At 42.0% G+C, this 18,391-nt stretch carries 18 protein-coding genes; 17 read left to right on the top strand and 1 reads right to left on the bottom strand.

The annotated features are described in order from the left end of the window. Positions 1-138 precede the first annotated feature (138 nt). The gene (locus BUB73_RS05440; protein ID WP_073284364.1) at positions 139-867 is read right to left on the bottom strand and encodes a sulfite exporter TauE/SafE family protein; all 729 of its coding nucleotides are present in this window, start codon (positions 865-867) and stop codon (positions 139-141) included. 104 nt (positions 868-971) lie between these two features. Here BUB73_RS05440 and BUB73_RS05445 point away from each other — a divergent pair, with 104 nt between their 5' ends. The 17 genes from BUB73_RS05445 (at position 972) to BUB73_RS05520 (ending at position 18,390) form a co-directional block, all read left to right on the top strand. Beyond that, on the top strand, positions 972-3,440 hold the full coding sequence (locus tag BUB73_RS05445; RefSeq protein WP_073284187.1) for an FISUMP domain-containing protein: 2,469 nt from the start codon (positions 972-974) through the stop codon (positions 3,438-3,440). Positions 3,441-3,641: 201 nt separating this feature from the next. After that, positions 3,642-4,589, top strand: a complete 948-nt coding sequence (gene mdh, locus BUB73_RS05450) for a malate dehydrogenase (protein ID WP_073159321.1) — start codon at positions 3,642-3,644, stop codon at positions 4,587-4,589. A 277-nt stretch (positions 4,590-4,866) separates the two neighbouring features. Beyond that, a complete protein-coding gene (locus tag BUB73_RS17930) occupies positions 4,867-5,043 on the top strand; it encodes a type II toxin-antitoxin system RelB/DinJ family antitoxin (protein ID WP_073159319.1) in 177 nt (58 codons plus the stop codon). A 273-nt stretch (positions 5,044-5,316) separates the two neighbouring features. After that, on the top strand, positions 5,317-5,895 hold the full coding sequence (locus BUB73_RS05460; protein WP_073284190.1) for a Pvc16 family protein: 579 nt from the start codon (positions 5,317-5,319) through the stop codon (positions 5,893-5,895). Further along, entirely contained in the window at positions 5,895-6,626 is a 732-nt protein-coding gene (locus BUB73_RS05465) for a hypothetical protein (RefSeq protein ID WP_139259122.1), read from the top strand. The genes BUB73_RS05460 and BUB73_RS05465 overlap by 1 nt, the downstream gene beginning before the upstream one ends. A 23-nt stretch (positions 6,627-6,649) precedes the next feature. Then, the gene (locus tag BUB73_RS05470; RefSeq protein WP_073284196.1) at positions 6,650-8,092 is read left to right on the top strand and encodes a phage tail sheath family protein; all 1,443 of its coding nucleotides are present in this window, start codon (positions 6,650-6,652) and stop codon (positions 8,090-8,092) included. Between the two features lie 16 nt (positions 8,093-8,108). Further along, positions 8,109-8,567, top strand: coding sequence for a phage tail protein (locus BUB73_RS05475; RefSeq protein WP_073284199.1), 459 nt, complete (start codon positions 8,109-8,111; stop codon positions 8,565-8,567). 14 nt (positions 8,568-8,581) lie between these two features. After that, positions 8,582-9,028 (top strand): phage tail protein, encoded by a 447-nt coding sequence (locus BUB73_RS05480; RefSeq protein ID WP_073284202.1) that lies wholly within the window; start codon positions 8,582-8,584, stop codon positions 9,026-9,028. Positions 9,029-9,030: 2 nt separating this feature from the next. Further along, a complete protein-coding gene (locus tag BUB73_RS17935; protein WP_369077388.1) occupies positions 9,031-9,183 on the top strand; it encodes a DUF5908 family protein in 153 nt (50 codons plus the stop codon). Continuing rightward, positions 9,183-9,851, top strand: coding sequence for a CIS tube protein (locus BUB73_RS05485; RefSeq protein ID WP_073284203.1), 669 nt, complete (start codon positions 9,183-9,185; stop codon positions 9,849-9,851). The genes BUB73_RS17935 and BUB73_RS05485 overlap by 1 nt, the downstream gene beginning before the upstream one ends. A gap of 5 nt (positions 9,852-9,856) precedes the next feature. Next, complete coding sequence (vgrG, locus tag BUB73_RS05490; RefSeq protein WP_073284206.1) at positions 9,857-11,641, top strand: type VI secretion system tip protein VgrG; 1,785 nt, start codon at positions 9,857-9,859, stop codon at positions 11,639-11,641. 9 nt (positions 11,642-11,650) lie between these two features. After that, positions 11,651-11,950 (top strand): PAAR domain-containing protein, encoded by a 300-nt coding sequence (locus tag BUB73_RS17650; RefSeq protein WP_073284208.1) that lies wholly within the window; start codon positions 11,651-11,653, stop codon positions 11,948-11,950. A gap of 1 nt (position 11,951) precedes the next feature. After that, positions 11,952-12,356 (top strand): GPW/gp25 family protein, encoded by a 405-nt coding sequence (locus BUB73_RS05500; RefSeq protein WP_199505714.1) that lies wholly within the window; start codon positions 11,952-11,954, stop codon positions 12,354-12,356. A gap of 3 nt (positions 12,357-12,359) precedes the next feature. Then, the gene (locus tag BUB73_RS05505) at positions 12,360-15,395 is read left to right on the top strand and encodes a hypothetical protein (protein ID WP_073284214.1); all 3,036 of its coding nucleotides are present in this window, start codon (positions 12,360-12,362) and stop codon (positions 15,393-15,395) included. Beyond that, a complete protein-coding gene (locus BUB73_RS05510; RefSeq protein ID WP_073284216.1) occupies positions 15,382-16,152 on the top strand; it encodes a hypothetical protein in 771 nt (256 codons plus the stop codon). The genes BUB73_RS05505 and BUB73_RS05510 overlap by 14 nt, the downstream gene beginning before the upstream one ends. Further along, positions 16,145-17,341, top strand: coding sequence for a hypothetical protein (locus tag BUB73_RS05515; RefSeq protein WP_073284219.1), 1,197 nt, complete (start codon positions 16,145-16,147; stop codon positions 17,339-17,341). Before BUB73_RS05510 ends, BUB73_RS05515 begins: the two co-directional genes overlap by 8 nt. Then, positions 17,338-18,390 carry a contractile injection system tape measure protein gene (locus BUB73_RS05520; protein ID WP_073284222.1) on the top strand — a complete coding sequence of 351 codons (1,053 nt, stop codon included), beginning with the start codon at positions 17,338-17,340 and terminating at the stop codon, positions 18,388-18,390. The genes BUB73_RS05515 and BUB73_RS05520 overlap by 4 nt, the downstream gene beginning before the upstream one ends. Position 18,391 lies beyond the last annotated feature (1 nt).

Genomic DNA, 18,391 nt, shown 5'->3' on the forward strand with positions numbered 1-18,391 from the left:
GATATGAATTAATATGCCAGGTGCAATCGGCGCGATTATTTACCTGAAAGGAGCCGCAGGCTCCGCCCTCATACCTCCCGTCTACTACCTCCCGTCTACTGCCTACTGCCTACTACCTACTACCTACTACCAGCTCTCTCATCCGTTTAGTGCCACGATTCCGCTCACGGCCATATACGCATACACGATTTTCTTTAGCACCTTGTGGGGAATTTTCTTGAAAACCTTGCCGCCAATAAAAGCTCCAAGAATCACGGCGGCCAAACCGTAAACGTAGGCGGCTCCTACTGCAGGTGTTACGAATCCGTTTGTCGCTCTAAAGAACGTCATCATTAGGTTCCCTAGGGCGAAATACACCTGACTGTGGGCGATGTACTTTTCCTTGGTCTCGCAAGATGCCAAAAAGTAGAGCGCTGCTGGCGGCCCTTGCATGGCGAACAGGCCTCCCATGACTCCAGAAATAATCCCTAGGACTGCCTGGACGAAAATGGTGGGCTTCAGCTTGATTTTTTCGCTGATAAAGAAGAAGTAGATGCTGATGGCAATTAGAATTACCCCCAGCACATGTTTCAGCATCTTGTCATCGAAGTTTGCCACGGCCCCTACAGCAAAAAAGCTGACTACGGCAAAAATGGCCAGGATGGGCAAAACTTCTTTCCAGACGATGAACTTTCTCATTCGCAGGGCCACGACGATGGACATGGAACCTGCCAACATACCCGATAGGGCTGTAGCTTCTCCATAACTGGGCAGTAGGTGGGGGAGGATTGTCATCACGAAAATGCCGAACCCGAAACCGCTGACCCGCTGGATGAAGCTACCCATGCAGCTAATGCCTACCAGTATGAGAATGTAATGTATTTCCATTATCAATCTCAAATTTAAAAATCTTACTATAATTTTGCATAGAATAAGAGGGAAATATGAAAATGCAAAAAATTTTATATTCATTTTTGCTGCTAGTTGCAGTTATGTGTTTTTGGGCCTGCGGGGATGATAACGGATCCTCCGCGGAGAAGGGCGATTCTCCAAATCGTCAAGGATTGAAGGTTGTTTCTGCAAAATCAGACCTTGATTCCTGCAAGAAATCCATGGAAGGGGAAATGTCCTATGTGACAAGTACGGGCGAATTGTTGCTTTGCCTGGAAGGGGACTGGAAAACCTATGGTGTGAGCAAGATTCCCGTATACGAGTCAAGTGACGGTAAGGATGGCTCCGACGGAAAAGATGGAACCGACGGTAAAGATGGTGTCAATGGAACCGACGGTAAAGATGGTGTCAATGGAACCGATGGCAAGGACGGTGTCAATGGAACCGACGGCGAAGACGGCAAAGATGGTGTTGACGGCAAGGATGGTGTGGATGGTCTAAGCTGTTCTGGTGAATACCGCGATGACGAAAAGGGAATCGATATTTACTGTGGCAAAGATTTTATAGGAACGATTTGGAATGGAACCGATGGTCAGACCGGTAACAATGGTGGTACCACTGCAAGTATTGATTTTAATAAGGCCGAACATGTGGAAATTGGCGATACCGTATGGAGTTATTCCGATTCCTTGTTAATTCGTATTAGCGATAACGATATCCTGGCTAAAAAGGATACTGTTGAAGTTACTGTGACCAGTACCTCTGATTCCAAGGGGATTGTGCTGACTGCAGAACTTAGGGACGGTTTCTACTATGCCATTCTGTTCTTCGCTCAGAAGAGTTCTGGATCCAGGACGATCAAGGTGCAGGATGGGGATAACGTGGTTATCAGCTACAAGGATGAAAATCCAGAAAGAGTCATTAAACGCAATGTAGCCTTTATCCTAGCATCCAGGAATGAACGGGACTTCATCTCCCTGGATAAACCTTGGTATTACGGGGACAGTGCCGAAGTGATTGTTACCGTTAACGATAAGAATGCCGAAGGGGATACCATTCAGGTATCCATGATTTTGTGCTATAATGATGGCTATGAATGCCATTATACAGAAAATGAGGGTGGCTTCGGTACCTATGATGCCAAACTCAAGCTTGCTGGTGCAGGTGGCCTTTATAAAGGAAGCTTTTTTGTTGTGAATGAAGGCAAGAATCACGATAACTACTTCTATTCTGATCCTGCGAAAATTTTGACAGTTGATGTGCGATATACCTTTAAAGATGAAAAAAAGACATTTGAAAACGTAACTGTCTACTGGAAGAAAAATGCCGATAGCCGAGTGGAGTTTGATGCGGATCGATATAACCAGGCTTCCAAGGGACATTTCTATGTCTATGACGAAGGTTGCGGTAAGGACTCCGTAGAGGTGACGATCTCCAGTAAGGTAAAAGGCGATGAAATCCGCGCTGTTGCTTACAGATATAAGGATTACTTCTATGGAGAATTCCTTATGAATGGCCTCAAGAATGATGGTGTTCTGGCCATTGATGAAAAGGACACCATTCTTATCCAGTATAAAGACGCAACGTTAGGGACTGTATCAAAGGATATGGCCAAGGCTGGATTTGCTCTTTACGCAACGGTATCTTTCGGTGATTCCCTGTATATGGATGTTACTGACAAGGCTGTCCTGAAACTTGTGGATGAAAGCCTTACCGAAAACGATGCGGTGACCATCCGGGTTTCGTCAGAATCTGATTTTTATGGCGTACTGGTTGATATGTATACGGTTCCTGGTGGAGATGGTACGGAACGTATCGGTTACGTTGAATTCACGAAGGATCCCGAGGTTGTAAGAGAAGAAAACTTCGAGAAGAAAGTCTTTGTGAAGGATAAGGAAACTCTCCGTGCGTCCTATTCCACCAATCGATTGGCTTCCTCGACCAAGTGGTTTGAGGCTAAGGCCTTCTGGGCCGACAAGAATACGTGCTTTATAGACAAGCGTGATGGCAGAGCCTATAAATTCGTTACCATGGGAGACCAGGTTTGGATGGCGGAAAACCTTGCGTACGGAGATGGAAAATTCTACGATAACGATTCTATCAAGTACAGTTCTTACGGAAAGCTTTACACCTGGGCGCAGGCTTTAGATACTGCAGAAGCGATTTGCGCATCGAGTCGTTGTAAAATAGAACGCCCGTATAAGGGTGCTTGCCCTTCTGGTTGGCATTTGCCGAGTCTGGATGAGTTCAAAACCCTTCTTGGTTTTGTGAGTGGTTTCTCGGAATATGGTTCAACGCCATCTCTCCTGAAGACATCCTATGGATGGAAAAGTTATGCAGGCGTCGAAAGTGGCAAGGACCGCTGGGGCTTTGGCGTTTTCCCCATAGGGTATTATTCCAGTTCATCAGATTTTAAAGGCAAGGGCGAGCGTGCGTATTTCTGGCTGGATGAAGATGTCTCTACGACTATAGCCAAGACTATGTATTTCTCTTATCCTTCGGACGTAATTCTTGATACAGAAGAGTATAAGACGTATGGCTACTCTATTCGATGTGTCAAGGATGAGTAAATTGAGCCTCCAGGGGCAGTTTGCCCCCTTTCAATGTTATAAAACAGAGTTTTCTTTAATCTTTATCCTTTTACGCTTTCCGCTAAACGTGTTTTTTATCTTCTTTTGCCAAAACCTTTATCCTTTAACCTTTATCCTTTCTCCTAAATGTGCTATATTTATGGCGTAAATTTTTCAACACCTTATTAAGGAAGGTAAATCATGGCAAGAAAGAAGATTGCACTCGTTGGTGCTGGTCAGATTGGTGGTACTATGGCTCTCGTCCTCGCTCAGAAGCAGCTGGGTGACGTGGTCCTCATCGATATTCCGATGACTGAAGGTATGCCGAAGGGTAAGGCTCTCGACATTATGGAAGGCCGCTCCGTTATGGGCACTTCCTGCAACCTCTCCGGTTCTACCAACTATGACGATATCGCTGGTGCAGACGTCGTTATCGTTACCGCTGGCGTTCCCCGTAAGCCGGGCATGAGCCGTGATGACCTCCTGGGCATCAACTGCGGCGTTATCAAGGACGTGGGCCTCAAGATCAAGGAACTCGCTCCCAACGCATTCGTTATCGTTATCACCAACCCGCTGGACGCAATGGTCTACAACATGCAGAAGGTGACCGGCTTCGATTCCTCCAAGGTTATCGGTATGGCTGGCGTTCTGGACTCTTCTCGTCTCGCTTGCTTCGTTGCAATGGAACTGGGCGTTTCTGCTGAAGACGTTAAGGCAATCGTTATGGGCGGTCACGGTGACACCATGGTCAGCCTCTATGACTGCGTCTCCGTCGGTGGCATTCCTCTGCCGCAGCTCATGAGCAAGGAAAAGTTCGACGAACTTGCTGCTCGTACTGCTAACGCTGGTGGCGAAATCGTTTCTCTCCTCGTCCGCGGCTCTGCATTCTACAGCCCGGCAACTTCCGCTATCAAGATGGCTGAAGCTTACCTCCTGGACAAGAAGAGCGTTCTTACCTGCGCTGTCAAGCTGGACGGCGAATATGCTGGTAAGGGCAAGGGCCTCTACTGCGGCGTTCCCTGCGTGATCGGCGCAAACGGTGTCGAAAAGATCTTCGAAGTGAAGATGAACGACGCTGAAATGGCTGCCTTCGAAAAGTCTATCGAAGCTTGCAAGAAGAACGCTGAATGGGTTGACGCTAATACTTAATTATTAGCCCCTTCGTGTAAAAAGGACCTGCCTTAAAGGGCAGGTCTTTTTTTAGTTTGTAGAATTTGTTCTTTTTTACATTGTCTGCAATTGTATTATTTTTGTTGTATTTTTGTAATACCTTATATAAAGTGTCTTAATAAAGTGTTTTACTTTGAATTGAAAAAAATGTATAAATTGTGTTGATTTTGTTCGTGTATTATATTATTTTTCGCGCAGAAATTCGGATGATAAAAACACTGAATTTGGTTTCTTTATAAGAGAGGGTTAATGCATAATGAGTACAATTTGCGTTAGGTTGGACGAGAAAACAAAAAAGGAATTTCAGGAATTCTGCGATTCTGTTGGAATTTCGGTAACGTCAGCGATTACAATCTTCATTAAGTCTTCTATTCGTGAGAATCGTTTGCCTTTTGAAGTAAGGGGAGGTGAATCACGATTGATTAATGGGTAGTCACCTAAAACTTTTGGGGGGGTATGGGATAAATGTTTGCTTGAATTTTTGAAACTACCTGATGGTAGTTTTTTTTTGTATGAAAAAATGAATGTAAGTTAAAAATAACAAAAAATATTTTTATTACACTTTGTTGTACAGCGTATTGATGATTGTTGTATGTGTACTATATGGTGTATATGTATTATGCAATTTGGATGATTTTTGTGCGGATTGACGTTATTTTATTGCGATTATAAATTTGTATCAAAAAAATATAAATAGTTTGTTCTAATGATTAATGCAACGCTTCAATTTCTTGCAACTCGACTAAATAATCGGCTGCGAACAAGGCAATCACTACAAGAAAATTTGGTTGTTGTCTCAAGGCTGTTTGAAAATGATGGCCGAGAGTCTGAGCAATCTATAAATAAATTGAATTTATTTCTTGTGAATGTCTCTAGTGAAAGTAATGCTCGAAAAAATGCGACAACTACGTTTGACGGGTATAGGAATGTCGTTCCTTCAAAACAGGTATTTTTGAATCTTGATGTAATGATTGCTGCGAATTTCAAGAATTCTAATTATAGTGAATCTTTGCGGTATCTTTCCAAAACAATTTCATTTTTGCAAGATCATACCGTGTTTGATCGAACTAATTCCCCTGATATGCCTATAGGTCTAGAAAAAATGTTCCTGGATATGGAAAATATGGGCATACAAGAACTAAATAGCCTCTGGAGTATTTTAGGAGGTAAATACGTTCCTTCTGTATTGTACAAAGTTCGTGCAGTTGCTCTTGGAGAAGGGTACTCTTACTACAGCCCCTATGTTATCCAATTTCCTGAAGATGCTTCGATTGGGATTGTTTGATGCCGTATCGGTTTCTTACAGATATTAGCGTGTCGCATGAATATTACGGAGGACGTTGTTCCAGTTTTTCCTTTGTACCGACGGAAGTTACTGCCGATGAAATGGCTCATCGTAATATCGTTTTGCGTCGGAATTTGGGAAACTTGCAGATTTTAGCACCGAATGAATCTCTTGATAATCTTGAATCTATGCGGTTTGGCGTGTTTTTGACGGATTCAAACCTATATGGTGTAACAAACCTTAAGACTAGTTCTGACAATATATCTATGGTGGTGGTTAAAGACAATACTGTGTTTTTTTCTGAAATTCCCCTTGATGAGTGTGAAAAGGAATTGAGATTAAGAAGACCTCTGTTTATTCTAAACTATCAAATTTCAAAAAATCATGAAACCACAGAGATCCTGGAAATCCCTTTAGAGACAAGGAATTGCCGTTGGTGTTATTACATTCAGGGCGACATCGATTTGGATGATTTGAAAATTTATGGGTTAAGAGGAAATGATGAATCTGATTTTGATGTGTATCGCAAGGATGAAAAGTCTGTTGCGTTTATCTCTCGACATAAATACCCCATTGTTTATGGTGATGCGCCAAGATTTCAGTTAAAGACAAAGAAAACGTCTCGATTGTTGTTGAAGGCCATGCCTAATATGGATTACAGATCTTTATCGCGAATAGAGTTAAACGATAATGGCTATGAAATAATAGCAGAATCTTTCATTAATCTCTAACAAAAAAGGAGCTCAAGCTAAAAATGGCTACTGCTTACAAAACACCGGGCGTCTATCTAGTAGAAAAGAACGCCTTTCCTAGTTCCGTAGTAGAAGTCGCAACTGCGATTCCTGCGTTCATTGGCTATACTGCCAAGGCTGAATATAAAGGTCAGTCTGTTTTCAATAAACCGCAGCGTGTTACTTCTTTTGCTGAATTTCGTTCCATTTATGGTGAAGGCGCTTTGATGCGCTTTACCTTGAAGGATGATGGTGCGGTTGAATCTCCTAAGGTTCGTTTCCGTCTTTTTGATGCTATTCGCATGTTCTTCCAGAACGGTGGTGCAACCTGCTACATCATGTCTGTAGGTGCCTATGGCGAAGAAATTTCTGAAAAGGCTTTGACTGAAGCAATTGTTCCTTTTGAAAAGGAACAGGAACCCACTCTCGTTGTGATTCCTGAAGCAGTTTCTCTGGAATCTGCGGATGCTTGTGCAAACGTGCAAAATGCAATGCTTGCTCATTGTGGTAAGATGAAGAACCGCTTTGCCATTCTCGATGTGTTTGATGGCTTTAAGGATACTGATGAATGCATTTCTCAGTTTCGCGAAAAGGTGACCTCATTCCTGAATTATGGTGCTGCATATTATCCGTGGGTAAATGCAAGTGTTGTTCAGTCTAATGAAGTAACTTTTGCCAATGTCGAAAATCTCGATGCTCTGGTGGCGCAGCTCAATGCCGCAGTTCCTGCGGAACCCGCTGCAAAGGCTGAAGCTGTAAAGGCTGAAATTGCAAAGATTTCTATGGTAGATTTGACCGATGAAGAAGCAGTTCTTGCTCTCCATCGTACCCTTTCTGTGGTTTGCATGAATTATTCCACCATTATGGATATTGTTCGTGAGCAGTTGAATTTGATTCCTCCTTCTGGTGCTATTGCTGGTCTTTATACCATGGTCGATAACAATGTTGGTGTCTGGAAGGCTCCTGCAAATATTGGAATTAATGGCGTGATTTCTCCTGCAGTTAACCTGACCGATGAACAGCAGGAAGATTTGAACGTTCCTGTAAATGGTAAGGCAGTCAATGCAATCCGTAGCTTTATTGGCGATGGCAATAAGGTGTGGGGCGCCCGTACTCTCGATGGCAATAGTCTGGATTGGCGCTATGTGAACGTTCGCCGAACTATGATTATGCTCGAAGAATCCATTAAGCAGGCATCTAAGGCTTTCGTTTTCGAAGCCAATAATGCAAATACTTGGGTGACCATGAAGAGCATGATTCAGAACTTCCTCTTCAACATTTGGCGTCGTGGCGGTTTGGCTGGAGCTAGTGCGACCGATGCATTTGAAGTCTATGTTGGTCTTGGCGAAACTATGACTGCCGAAGATATTCTTGAAGGAATTCTGCGTATCACCGTTAAGGTGGCTTTGCTCCGCCCGGCAGAATTTATTGAACTCACTTTCCAGCAACAACAGCAGAAGTCCTAATAGGAGGTAATTAAATATGGCAGAAGATGGTTCTACCCAAAGTACAAACATTTGGCCCTTGCCGAAATTCCACTTTTCTGTAAAGTGGGGCGATCAGGAAATGTCCTTCCAGGAAGTGACTGGTTTGGATGCTCAGTCCGAAGAAATCAAGTATCGTACAGGCGACAGCGCTGTGTTCTCTGTAATCAAGATGCCTGGTCTCATCAAGTACAGCAATGTGACTATGAAGAAGGGTATCTTCAAGGGTGATAACAAGTTCTGGGATTGGTTTAATCAGATCAAACAGAATACCATTAAACGTATTGATATTGTGATCAGCTTGCTAGATGAAACCAGCGCACCTACTATGGTTTGGACCTTGAAGAATGCTTGGCCCACCAAGATTTCTGGTTATGAACTGAAGGCCGAAGGCAATGAAGTTGCTGTTGAAAGCATCGAAATTGTTCACGAAGGCCTTACCATTTCTAACGGCTAATCCTGTAGGTTTTTATGGAAAACGTTGAATGGTCGCTTCCGGTTGTATTTCATTTCCTAGTGAAGATTGGAGGTGCGGAGGAATCCTTTCAAGTTGTTGAAGGACTTTCCACTTCTATCGAATGTGAAGAAATTCGTTCTGGAGGCGACAATTCACGTTCCTTTTTCTTGCCCAAGCATTGTAAGCATGATGACCTTGTTTTAAAGAAAGGTTTTGTTCACAAGGATTCCATTATATATGAATGGTGCAAGAATACTTTTGCTTCAATGAATGGTGAAATAAGCATCGAAACAAGGAATGTGCTGGTTTCGTTGTTGAATGAAAAAAAACAGCCTTTGAGGACTTGGCATTTTATAAGGGCTTATCCATATAAGTGGTCGTTGGGATCACTGGATGCTATGAAGAATGAAATTGCCATAGAATCAATCTCATTAAAGTACGAAAGCATGTCGTCTGTGTAGCTATGTCTCTAGAAATTAAAAATCTGTGTATTAATGTATCTGTAGCCCCTAAGAGCGAAAATAAGGCGAAAAATGAGGAGTCCCTTCGCTCTGAATTGTTGAACGAATGTCGACGCATGGTTCAAGATGCTATTTCTGAAAGTAGGGATCGCTAATGAAATTAACTAAGCTCACTTTGACGGCTTGCAATCCCGATAAGTCTCCCGTTTCTGGCGTGAATCCATTTTCGGTAATGGTAAATCCCGAAACTATAAACACGACGCAGAATCTGAATTATACCAAAACTTGGTACTATAATGGATTGGTTCGTTTTGGTGGCTATGATAGTGAATTATTTGCTGTCCCTAAAATATTTTTAGATGCTACAGGTGCCATTCCTAAATGTGATTGGCCTATTAATTGCAACGATATTCCCGAAATGATTGCCGCCTTGAAAAAGGTTGTTTCGGATTATATAAGTGCTGAACATGAGCCCCCTATTGTAAAGATTCAGTGGGGGCAATTTCTGCAGTATGCTCGGCTTAGTTCCATGAATATTGAATATAAAATGTTCAATCGTTCTGGAAAGCCTGTGCGAGCTGAAGTTTCCTTAAAGTTCAATCAATATGTAACTATAAGAGAACTTTTGGCTAGGCAGAACAAACAATCTCCGGATTTGACTCATTTGGTAGAGGTCAAAGTGGGGGATACTCTTCCTTTGATGTGTGCTAGAGTCTATAAGGATTCTTCCCTTTATTTGCAGGTGGCCAAGGCCAACAACCTGACCAATTTTAGAAGTCTGAAACCTGGATCTCAGTTGTATTTTCCGCCCCTTGTTGATTAAGTATTATGCCTAATTCTCCATTTTCCAAAGCCGATGGTGTTGTAGAGTGTGCTGTCTTTTCGAAGGGTAAATCTCTGCAGTCTGCACTCGTTGTTATTTCGGCAGATATCATTTATCGTATAAATGGCATTGCGAAAGCAGTTGTTGTTGTGGATGATGGTTATATGCGAGAGGGTAAATTCCCCCTGTGTGAAGGAGATGACCTTAAGCCCGGTAACGAAATTACCATAAAGGCTGGCTATGGCACGAAGATGAATGAGGTTTTTACAGGGATAATTGTAAAGCTTGGAATTTTTGCATCTCATGATGGTCGTAGTTACACGAAAATCGAATGTCGTCATAAGGCTATTGCCATGACCTGTTCCCGCAAAAACGCCAACTATCTGAATAAGAGTGATGATGCCATTGTTGGGGATATTTTCAAGACGTATGGTATAAACGCTTCAACGACTATTGGTGGCGTAAATCATAAGGAATTGCTTCAGTACTATTGTACAGATTGGGATTTTGTTATGGCTAGGGCTGAGGCCAATGGCTGCTGGCTTATTGATGATAATGATGGCGTTAGCATCAAGAAAATTGCAACCAATGGAGGACCTTCGCTTTCCCTTACCTGGGGGACCGATATTATTGAGTTTGATGCCTATGCCGATGCTACTCACCAAGTAAAAAAGACAGAAGCCCGTGCTTGGGACGTTTCTAAACAGGATGTGATTACGGGAAAGGCTTCTTTGCAGAGCCTTTCTTGTGTGGGGAATCTGGATAACAGTACTATGGCCAAGGTCCTTGATGCGCCCACGCGTTTACTTCAGATTAATTCCCTGGTCGAAAAGTCTGAATTGGATACTTGGGCCGAGGCGGAACAACTTAAAAACGAACTTTCAAGAATTTGTGGTTCTGTAACTTGCATTGGTACTCTTGAGGTAAAATTGGGGGGCTTGGTCAAACTGAATTATTTGGGAGATCGATTTAACGGTAATGCCCTTGTGTCGGGTATTCAGCATCATATGGAGCCGGGACGGTGGTGTACTAAAATTTTCTTTGGAATGGAAAAGGTTTGGCATGTGGAAAAGTTTGATGTTGAAGCTCCTACATGCTCTGGATATAATTGTGGCGTGAGTGGGTTGTTGACCGGTGTCGTTATTCAGATTAATGACGATCCTGACAAGATGAATCGCGTCAAGGTTAAAATTCCCTTGATGCAGAATCAGGAAGAAGGCGTTTGGGCAAGATTAGGCGGCCCTTATGCATCAAATGGCGTTGGATGCCTTGTTTTTCCGGAAGTGGGAGATGAAGTGATTCTTGGATTCTTTAATGCGGATCCTTCCAGTGCTGTGATTCTTGGTAGCCTTTATAGCGCCAATCGAGTTCCCCCGCAAGCCTTGAAACAGCCTAATAACATAAAGATGCTTCTCACTCGCGAAAAAATGAGTGTTGAATTTAACGAAGAGAAGAAATCTATTACTATAAAAACGCCCGGAAACCGAATGTTCGTTCTTGATGATGATCAAAAGAAAATCTCTCTTGACGATTCTACAAATACCGTTGAACTTTCGGATAGTGGTGTAAAGGTTAAAACTTCTAAAGACGTGACATTTGATGTAACAGGAAAGTTTAATGTGGATGCCAAGGGCGGCATAAATCTTAACTCCAAAGGTGATTTGAAAGGTGAGGGGATGAATGTGAACTTAACCGCCCAAGTTGGCGTCGCCGTAAAGGGTAATGCATCTGCTGAAATATCCGCTTCGGGACAGACGACCGTTAAGGGTGCAATGGTTATGATTAATTAAGGAATGTGTATGCCTCCCGCAGCTCGAATTACAGATTTACATACTTGCCCCATGCAAACTCCTGGCGTTCCGCCGGTTCCTCATGTTGGAGGACCAGTTGTAGGCCCCGGTGCTCCTACTGTATTAATTGGAGGTATGCCCGCGGCTGTTATGGGGGATTCCTGTGTTTGCGTTGGACCTCCCGATACCATTATCAAGGGGTCAGCAACGGTTATGATTGGTAAGAAACCTGCTGCCCGTATGGGTGATACAACTGCTCATGGAGGCGCCATATCTGTGGGATGCCCTACGGTTATTATTGGAGGCTGAGTTGGGTATTGCTGAATTTTTAGGACGTGGATTTAAGTACCCTCTTTCATTTTCAAAGGATGGGGTTCAAATGTCTGTAGCTGAAGAGGATATTGAAGAGAGTTTGCGTATTCTCCTGTTTACTTATCCTGGAGAACGTTTGATGCATCCTGATTTTGGATGCCGTATTCGAGATTTCTGCTATAGAAATTTTGATGAAGAATTTATTGCTCAACTTAAAGATGAAATACTGCGGGCCATTCTGCTGAACGAATCTCGAATTGATGTAGATGAAATTTTGATTACGAAAGTTGATGATGATGACGTTGTGAATGTGGAAATTCAATACACTGTACGAATGACTAATTCACGAAGCAATTTAGTTTTTCCCTTCTATATTAACGAAGGAACGGATGTGACCCTGTAGTTTATGGAAAAAATTAGGTTTAACATTCGCGATGGACTTAGCCAGGAAACTCGCCTTTTCAAGGAATTGAAACAGGGCTTTTATTCCGTTGACGTTTCTTCGTTACGGGATCTATTGGCTGTATTAAAGGCTGTTTGCATAGAGCGTGGTATTGCTGAAATACTAGAATCGGTAGATGTTGATGACCTTGTGAGAAAGGTTGAGGGTGTTGCCGATGGCAATATGGAACCTGCAACAGCTCTTTATGCTACATGCGCATCTTTACTATTGCGTGTCAAGAATCGCTTGAATACTTTACCGGATAAGCGAGTTGATTTTTATTACGAAAAAATTCTTGGCGAAAAAAAAATGGCCACCCAAGGTGACTCTGCCCATGTTGTTTTTCCGCAACCGGCTGTGGGAACTTGCTGTGATCTTCCGGCGGGGACAAAATTTTTGGCTGGTTTTGATGATGCGGGAATGGATATCGTATTTGAGTCGGTTAAGGACGCAAATATTAATGATGCTTCTGTTGCGCGACTACTTTCAATTGCTATCCATGACGATTCCCCGGCAACTATAACCGAAATTCCTATTTATGATCCAAAATTGGTTGCCGATGGAGATGATATTACCCCCTATCCGCTGTTTGGATTGACAAGATCCAGAAATCGTTCTGTAAATGCGCAAAATGCTCGTCTTGGAATTGCATTTGCGTCTCCGATTCTTCGCTTGAAAGAGGGGTGTCGTAAAGTTAAGTTGACCTTCTTCTTTGATCCAGATTCTGTTGAAGGTTCGTTGTTGGAGTATGGTAGTGATCCTGACCTCTTTCTTAAGACATTCTCGACTGCATTCAAGATTTACTTGACCACTGAAGAAGGATGGTATGGCGTTGAAGGCTATCAGTTGGAATCCTGTATTCTTGATCCTCGTTTCGAAAGTGATTGCTTTAGCCTGTCTTTTGTCTTGTCGGAATCGGTTCCCTCGATTGTTCCATATAATTCCGTTATTCATCAGGATTTATTTGATACGGAACATCCTGTTGTAAAAATCGAAATTAATCCTCAAAATTCCTATAATCCCTGGAAACAACTGCGTCTACTGAAGTTACAGAAAATCCAGGCAGATGTGAATGTGTGTGGATTGCGTTCATTTGATGTAATGAACGATTTAGGCCCTCTATCGCTTTCTAGTCCGTTACAACCCTTTGGTCCTTTGCCCAGTGTTGGGAATACATTTGCTTTTGCTAGTGATGAGTTGTTTGGTAAACGTTTGACCGATATAGATTTGTATGGAACTTGGCGCGGTCTTCCGAATTCACGGGATTTCTCTTCTTGGTATAGCCTTTATCCAAATGTTCCTAATACGGCTGATTTTAAGGTTTCTCTTTGCAGTACTAATAATGGTGTACAGTACCCTTCTGCGAATATGAAACCTATTTTAGCAAATCTTTTTGATTCGCAAAAAAATGGAGTGTCTTCGGATTTTCATATATCATTTAGAGAGGTTTTGGCATCAAGCAGTGCCTGGGCTCAATATAGAATGCGCTTGTATTCTCCCGAGGCGGCCTTTATGCATCAGGAGTATACTCGTGCTCTTTGTGATTCCCTGATGGCTAAGGCTTTAAAGAAGGTTTCTGGAATGCCGTTGCCGAATCAGCCGTATACTCCTGAATTAGAAAATCTGCGATTGAATTATCGAGCAAAATGTGAACTTGGCGTCCGTCACTCTAATAAAGATGGGGAATCAAGTACGATTTTCTTCTTACATCCTCTAGGCTTTAGCCCCAAAAAAGGTTTGAATGATCTGGGTGGCGCATTTCTGATAGGAATATCCTGTAATAAGATTCCTCAGCGACTAAATCTTTTTTTTCATTTGAAACGGGATTCTGATTACGTGGTTTCCGATGATATCGGTGATTTTTCCTGGTCCGTCTTGTGCAATGATAATTGGGTGAATTTGCCTGCGGAAAACGTACTTTACAATTCAACTTCTGGTTTTACTACGTCAGGAATTGTTGCGTTAAAGCTTCCAAAGGAAATGAGTCAGGGGGGCAAGTTAATGTATGGTAATCTAGCTTGGATTCGTTTGCGACCCTTAGGAAATTGGAAACAATGCAGCCGAATTTATTCCGTTTACACCAATGCGGTTGAAGTTAAGCGTTGCATGGATGGAAATTCTTACGGAAAATTGGAAAGAATTAAGCCGAAAACCATTACTGAACTTGCGCAAAGCCGAGCAGGCCTTTCTGAAGTTTTCCAGATAACGGAATCTTTTGGTGGTCGGGTGGCCGAAGATAAGGAACGGATGCGCACTCGTGTGGCGGAATTTCTTTATCATCGCGGGCGCGCTCTTTCACCTAAGGATTATGAGCGCATTATTTTGGAACATTTCCCGGAAGTGCACATGGTCAAATGTTTTGCGGGTTTGAATCCTGAAAATCAGGGCGTTTTGACTCCTGGCTATGTGACCATTGTTCCCGTATCCCGATTGGTTGAGACAAAGGGTAATTCCTGGGATCCTTGTCTTGGAGGTAAAATTCTTTACGATATTAAGAATTTCTTGAAAGAAAAAATCCCGGCATCGGCAAAAATTCGTGTGTTGAATCCGTATTTTGAGAGGATGCAAGTTCGCTGTGTTGTGGATTTCCGAGATGGTTTCGGTGAAGGCGAATGTCTGTTGGATTTAAACAATCAGATTAACCGTTTTATTTCGCCTTGGTATCCGATAGGACAACAGAAATTCTTTGGTTGGTCCTTAAATGAAAATGACCTGAAAACGTTCATTGAAAATTTGGAATATGTAAAGTTTATCAAGGAACTGTCCATTTTGAGGATTGCGTCCGAAGATGACTGTAATTTTTATGTGGACCATTCTGAGCAACTTGAATCGGGAATTCTTCGCGGCCTTTGTCCCTGGAGTGTATCTACTCCGATGGCAAAGCACTTCTTAAACATTGTTCCCGAAATTAATGAATCTAAACCCATCAGTGTTGGCTTTGGGGACTTGGAAATTGGCTCCACTTTCATTATTCGAAGGAGAGGTAATGCAATTAAGTAGAAATGCTCTTAAATCACTTTTTCGCGCTGGACAGATGCCGTGTGAAGAAGACTTTAATGATTTGATCGATTCTTCTGTAAATATCGAAGAAGATGGCTTTGAAAAGACTCCTGAAAATGGACTTAAAATTTCTCAGTTGACTGATTCTGGAAAACTGATGAGTTTTTATGAAAATGTCACCGAAGGTACTCCTCTTTGGCAAGTGGAGCTTCGTAAGAATGGTGCTGAAGAGGATGCTTCTAGCTTGCATGTTTCCACACCTTCTCAAGAGTCGTCAAATAGTGTGGTTTCATTAGTTGGCTCATCTTCGGTTACCGCAGTCGGTATTGGCACAAGAACTCCTGAATGTACCTTGGACGTGAATGGTGTCATAAGTAGTGAAGGTCGAATTGGTAAAGAAAATGATAAACTTAAAGTTGAGGCTGATGGTAGGTGGCACGATATTACGGAAGAACTGAATGGATGCGAAGCCTTTGAGATTATCGCGGGCGTTGGTGGTCAAGAAAATGAAGGCCGTTTTGCTTTGACACATGCTATTGCTATGAACGTATTTCATGGAAAGCCGGCTATTAATAAAACCCAATCTTATTATGGAGGTAGAGGGTCCCGCATTGACATTCGTTGGGCAAGAGGGGAGGAGCGTTATACCTTTAAATTACAACTCCGCACCCATTGTGCCTATAAAAATGGATCCTTGATTCGCTATAGATTGACAAAATTGTGGTTTGATAACATGATGGTGCAGTCTCTTGGCTAAGACAATTTCGAAAATAAGTGGAGCGCAAGATCTTGATTACGAGGCTATGCGCCTTGATTCCCTAGCTTTAATTCAAAAGCTGAGTGGGAATATATGGACAGATTTCAATGCCCATGATCCTGGTATTACCCTTTTGGAAAACATCATCTTTGCTATATCGGAATTGGGTTATAAAACAGATTTTGATATTGAAGATTATTTGACATCCAAAGATGGAAATATTGATCTGCGTCGTGAAGCTTTGTATACTGCAGAACAGGTAAAGGAATGTTTTCCTGTTTCGGCGGAAGATTACTCCAGTTTTTTTTCCAAGTATTTGAAGGGCGCGATTCGGACAGAATTCTTGAATTGTACAGATGGCTGTTACGAAGTGATGATTGTAGCAAAGGATAATAGCCAACTTAAAAAGGAAAATGCAGAAATCGCCCTGCTGAAATCTTTTAATGAATTGTGGAATGATTGGCGACTTCTTGGCGAAAATATCTCATCAGTGAAGTTTCTCTGGCTTGACGAAGACTCGGATATAGAAAAGGTTGTTGTAGAGACTGCTAAACATCAGGTTGTTTCTGTTGAAGGTATACGGAGAGATTTCTTGAATTTTGCTCCCATTGTTGATCAGTTCCCTATGATATATCGTAAGGGGGAAGATGCTTTAACCTTACAGAAGTTTCTTGAACCAGTTGAGTTTTTGATTAAGAAATTCCTTTCGAAAATAGATGATTTTGCAGATCTTTTTTCTGTAGACGTTTTAAAGACAAGTAAAAAGAAGTACTGCAAAATTTTGGACCAGATGCTCGCTATGTATGGCATGGAGTATCCTGATGAATTGTTCATGAAAATCCATGAACACGAAGGAGAGACGGCATTTGTTAATCTGTTACGAGCTAAAGTGAAATACATTAGATCTTTGCCAGCTTTACACATGCATCGTTGCGGAAAGTATTTTGGAACGCGTCTTGAAATAATGCTTGGCGTTAAAAATCATATTGTGGATGGAATTTACCTAAATAAAAATTTTGGAAAAATTTTTGTTGTATGGGGAAATTCTGATACCTATAGCGAAGAAACCCGCAACAGTATGGAAGATTTTGTGCGAGAAGAATTGCCCGCTCATCTTATTCCTGTTTTTATTTGGCTTTCTGAATCGTTACCCGAAAAAATTTCTGCTTCTTGGTTTTATGAAAAATGAACGTCATTGACAATTTGACATTGAATATTGTCGCTGCAGACTCGCAAACCTGCCAGAATTTGGAAGGTTCTCTCTATTCTTTTGCCCGGAATACATTGATTGATATATTGGATCAAATTTTAAATGAACTGGATTTTGACGGTGAATTAGAAATAGATGACCTTACGATTGATGTGGGAGAGGTTGATTCTGAAAATGCCTTGCAACATTTTTCCGGGAAATTGCCGGTGACTCTAAAGGAGAGCCTATCCAAGGTTGTTTTTAAGAAACATAGCCAGCTTACGTTAAATATGCTTTCTGAAACTTACAGACGCTTGCTTCCCATAAATCAAGTGATGAATATTGAGAAAGAGTTTGAATATTATGCCGAAGAATGGCTTGTAAAAAATCCGAATTCAAAGTTTGACCCATTGGCAGTCTCGGAATACATTATCAAAATTATGATGCAGAGAAATCCTGGTTTGGATTTTCGTCAAATCGCATGTTCAGTATATCAGAATATTAAAAGGATGGAACGTCCTGCCCCCCAAAAGATTTCTCCTAAGGAAACTAGGAATGTAGTTCATGATGCCGGCTTGGTTTTATTGGCTCCTTACATTCCTGTGCTATTGGGTCGTTTGGGTTGTGTATCTGGGAATACGTTTACTTCTGAAGACGCCCGATTGAAAGGTTTGTCTCTTTTAAAGTATGCTGTTTATGGAAGTTATGAAGTCCCCAAGACGCCAGCCTCACTGATGAACATTATCTGTGGTTATGATCGCTCTTTTGATTCCGAAAAATTACCGATTCTTTCTGATGATGACAAGTCTGTTGTCAATAGCTTGCTTGATGCAGTTGTCAAGAATTGGGGAGCTTTAGGTTCTACTTCTGCAGATGGGTTACGTACCAGTTTTTTGATTCGTTCCGGTAGCATTGAAGACGTTGAAGATGGCTTGTTGCTTAAGGTGTCATCTAGTGCTTATGATATGCTGCTAGATAAACTCCCCTGGGGTTATTCCATGGTTAAAACATCTTGGATGAAATCTAAGATTAGCGTGGCGTGGAGGTAGA

The sequence above is a fragment of the Fibrobacter sp. UWH6 genome (genome assembly GCF_900142465.1).
Classification (GTDB): Bacteria; Fibrobacterota; Fibrobacteria; order Fibrobacterales; family Fibrobacteraceae; genus Fibrobacter.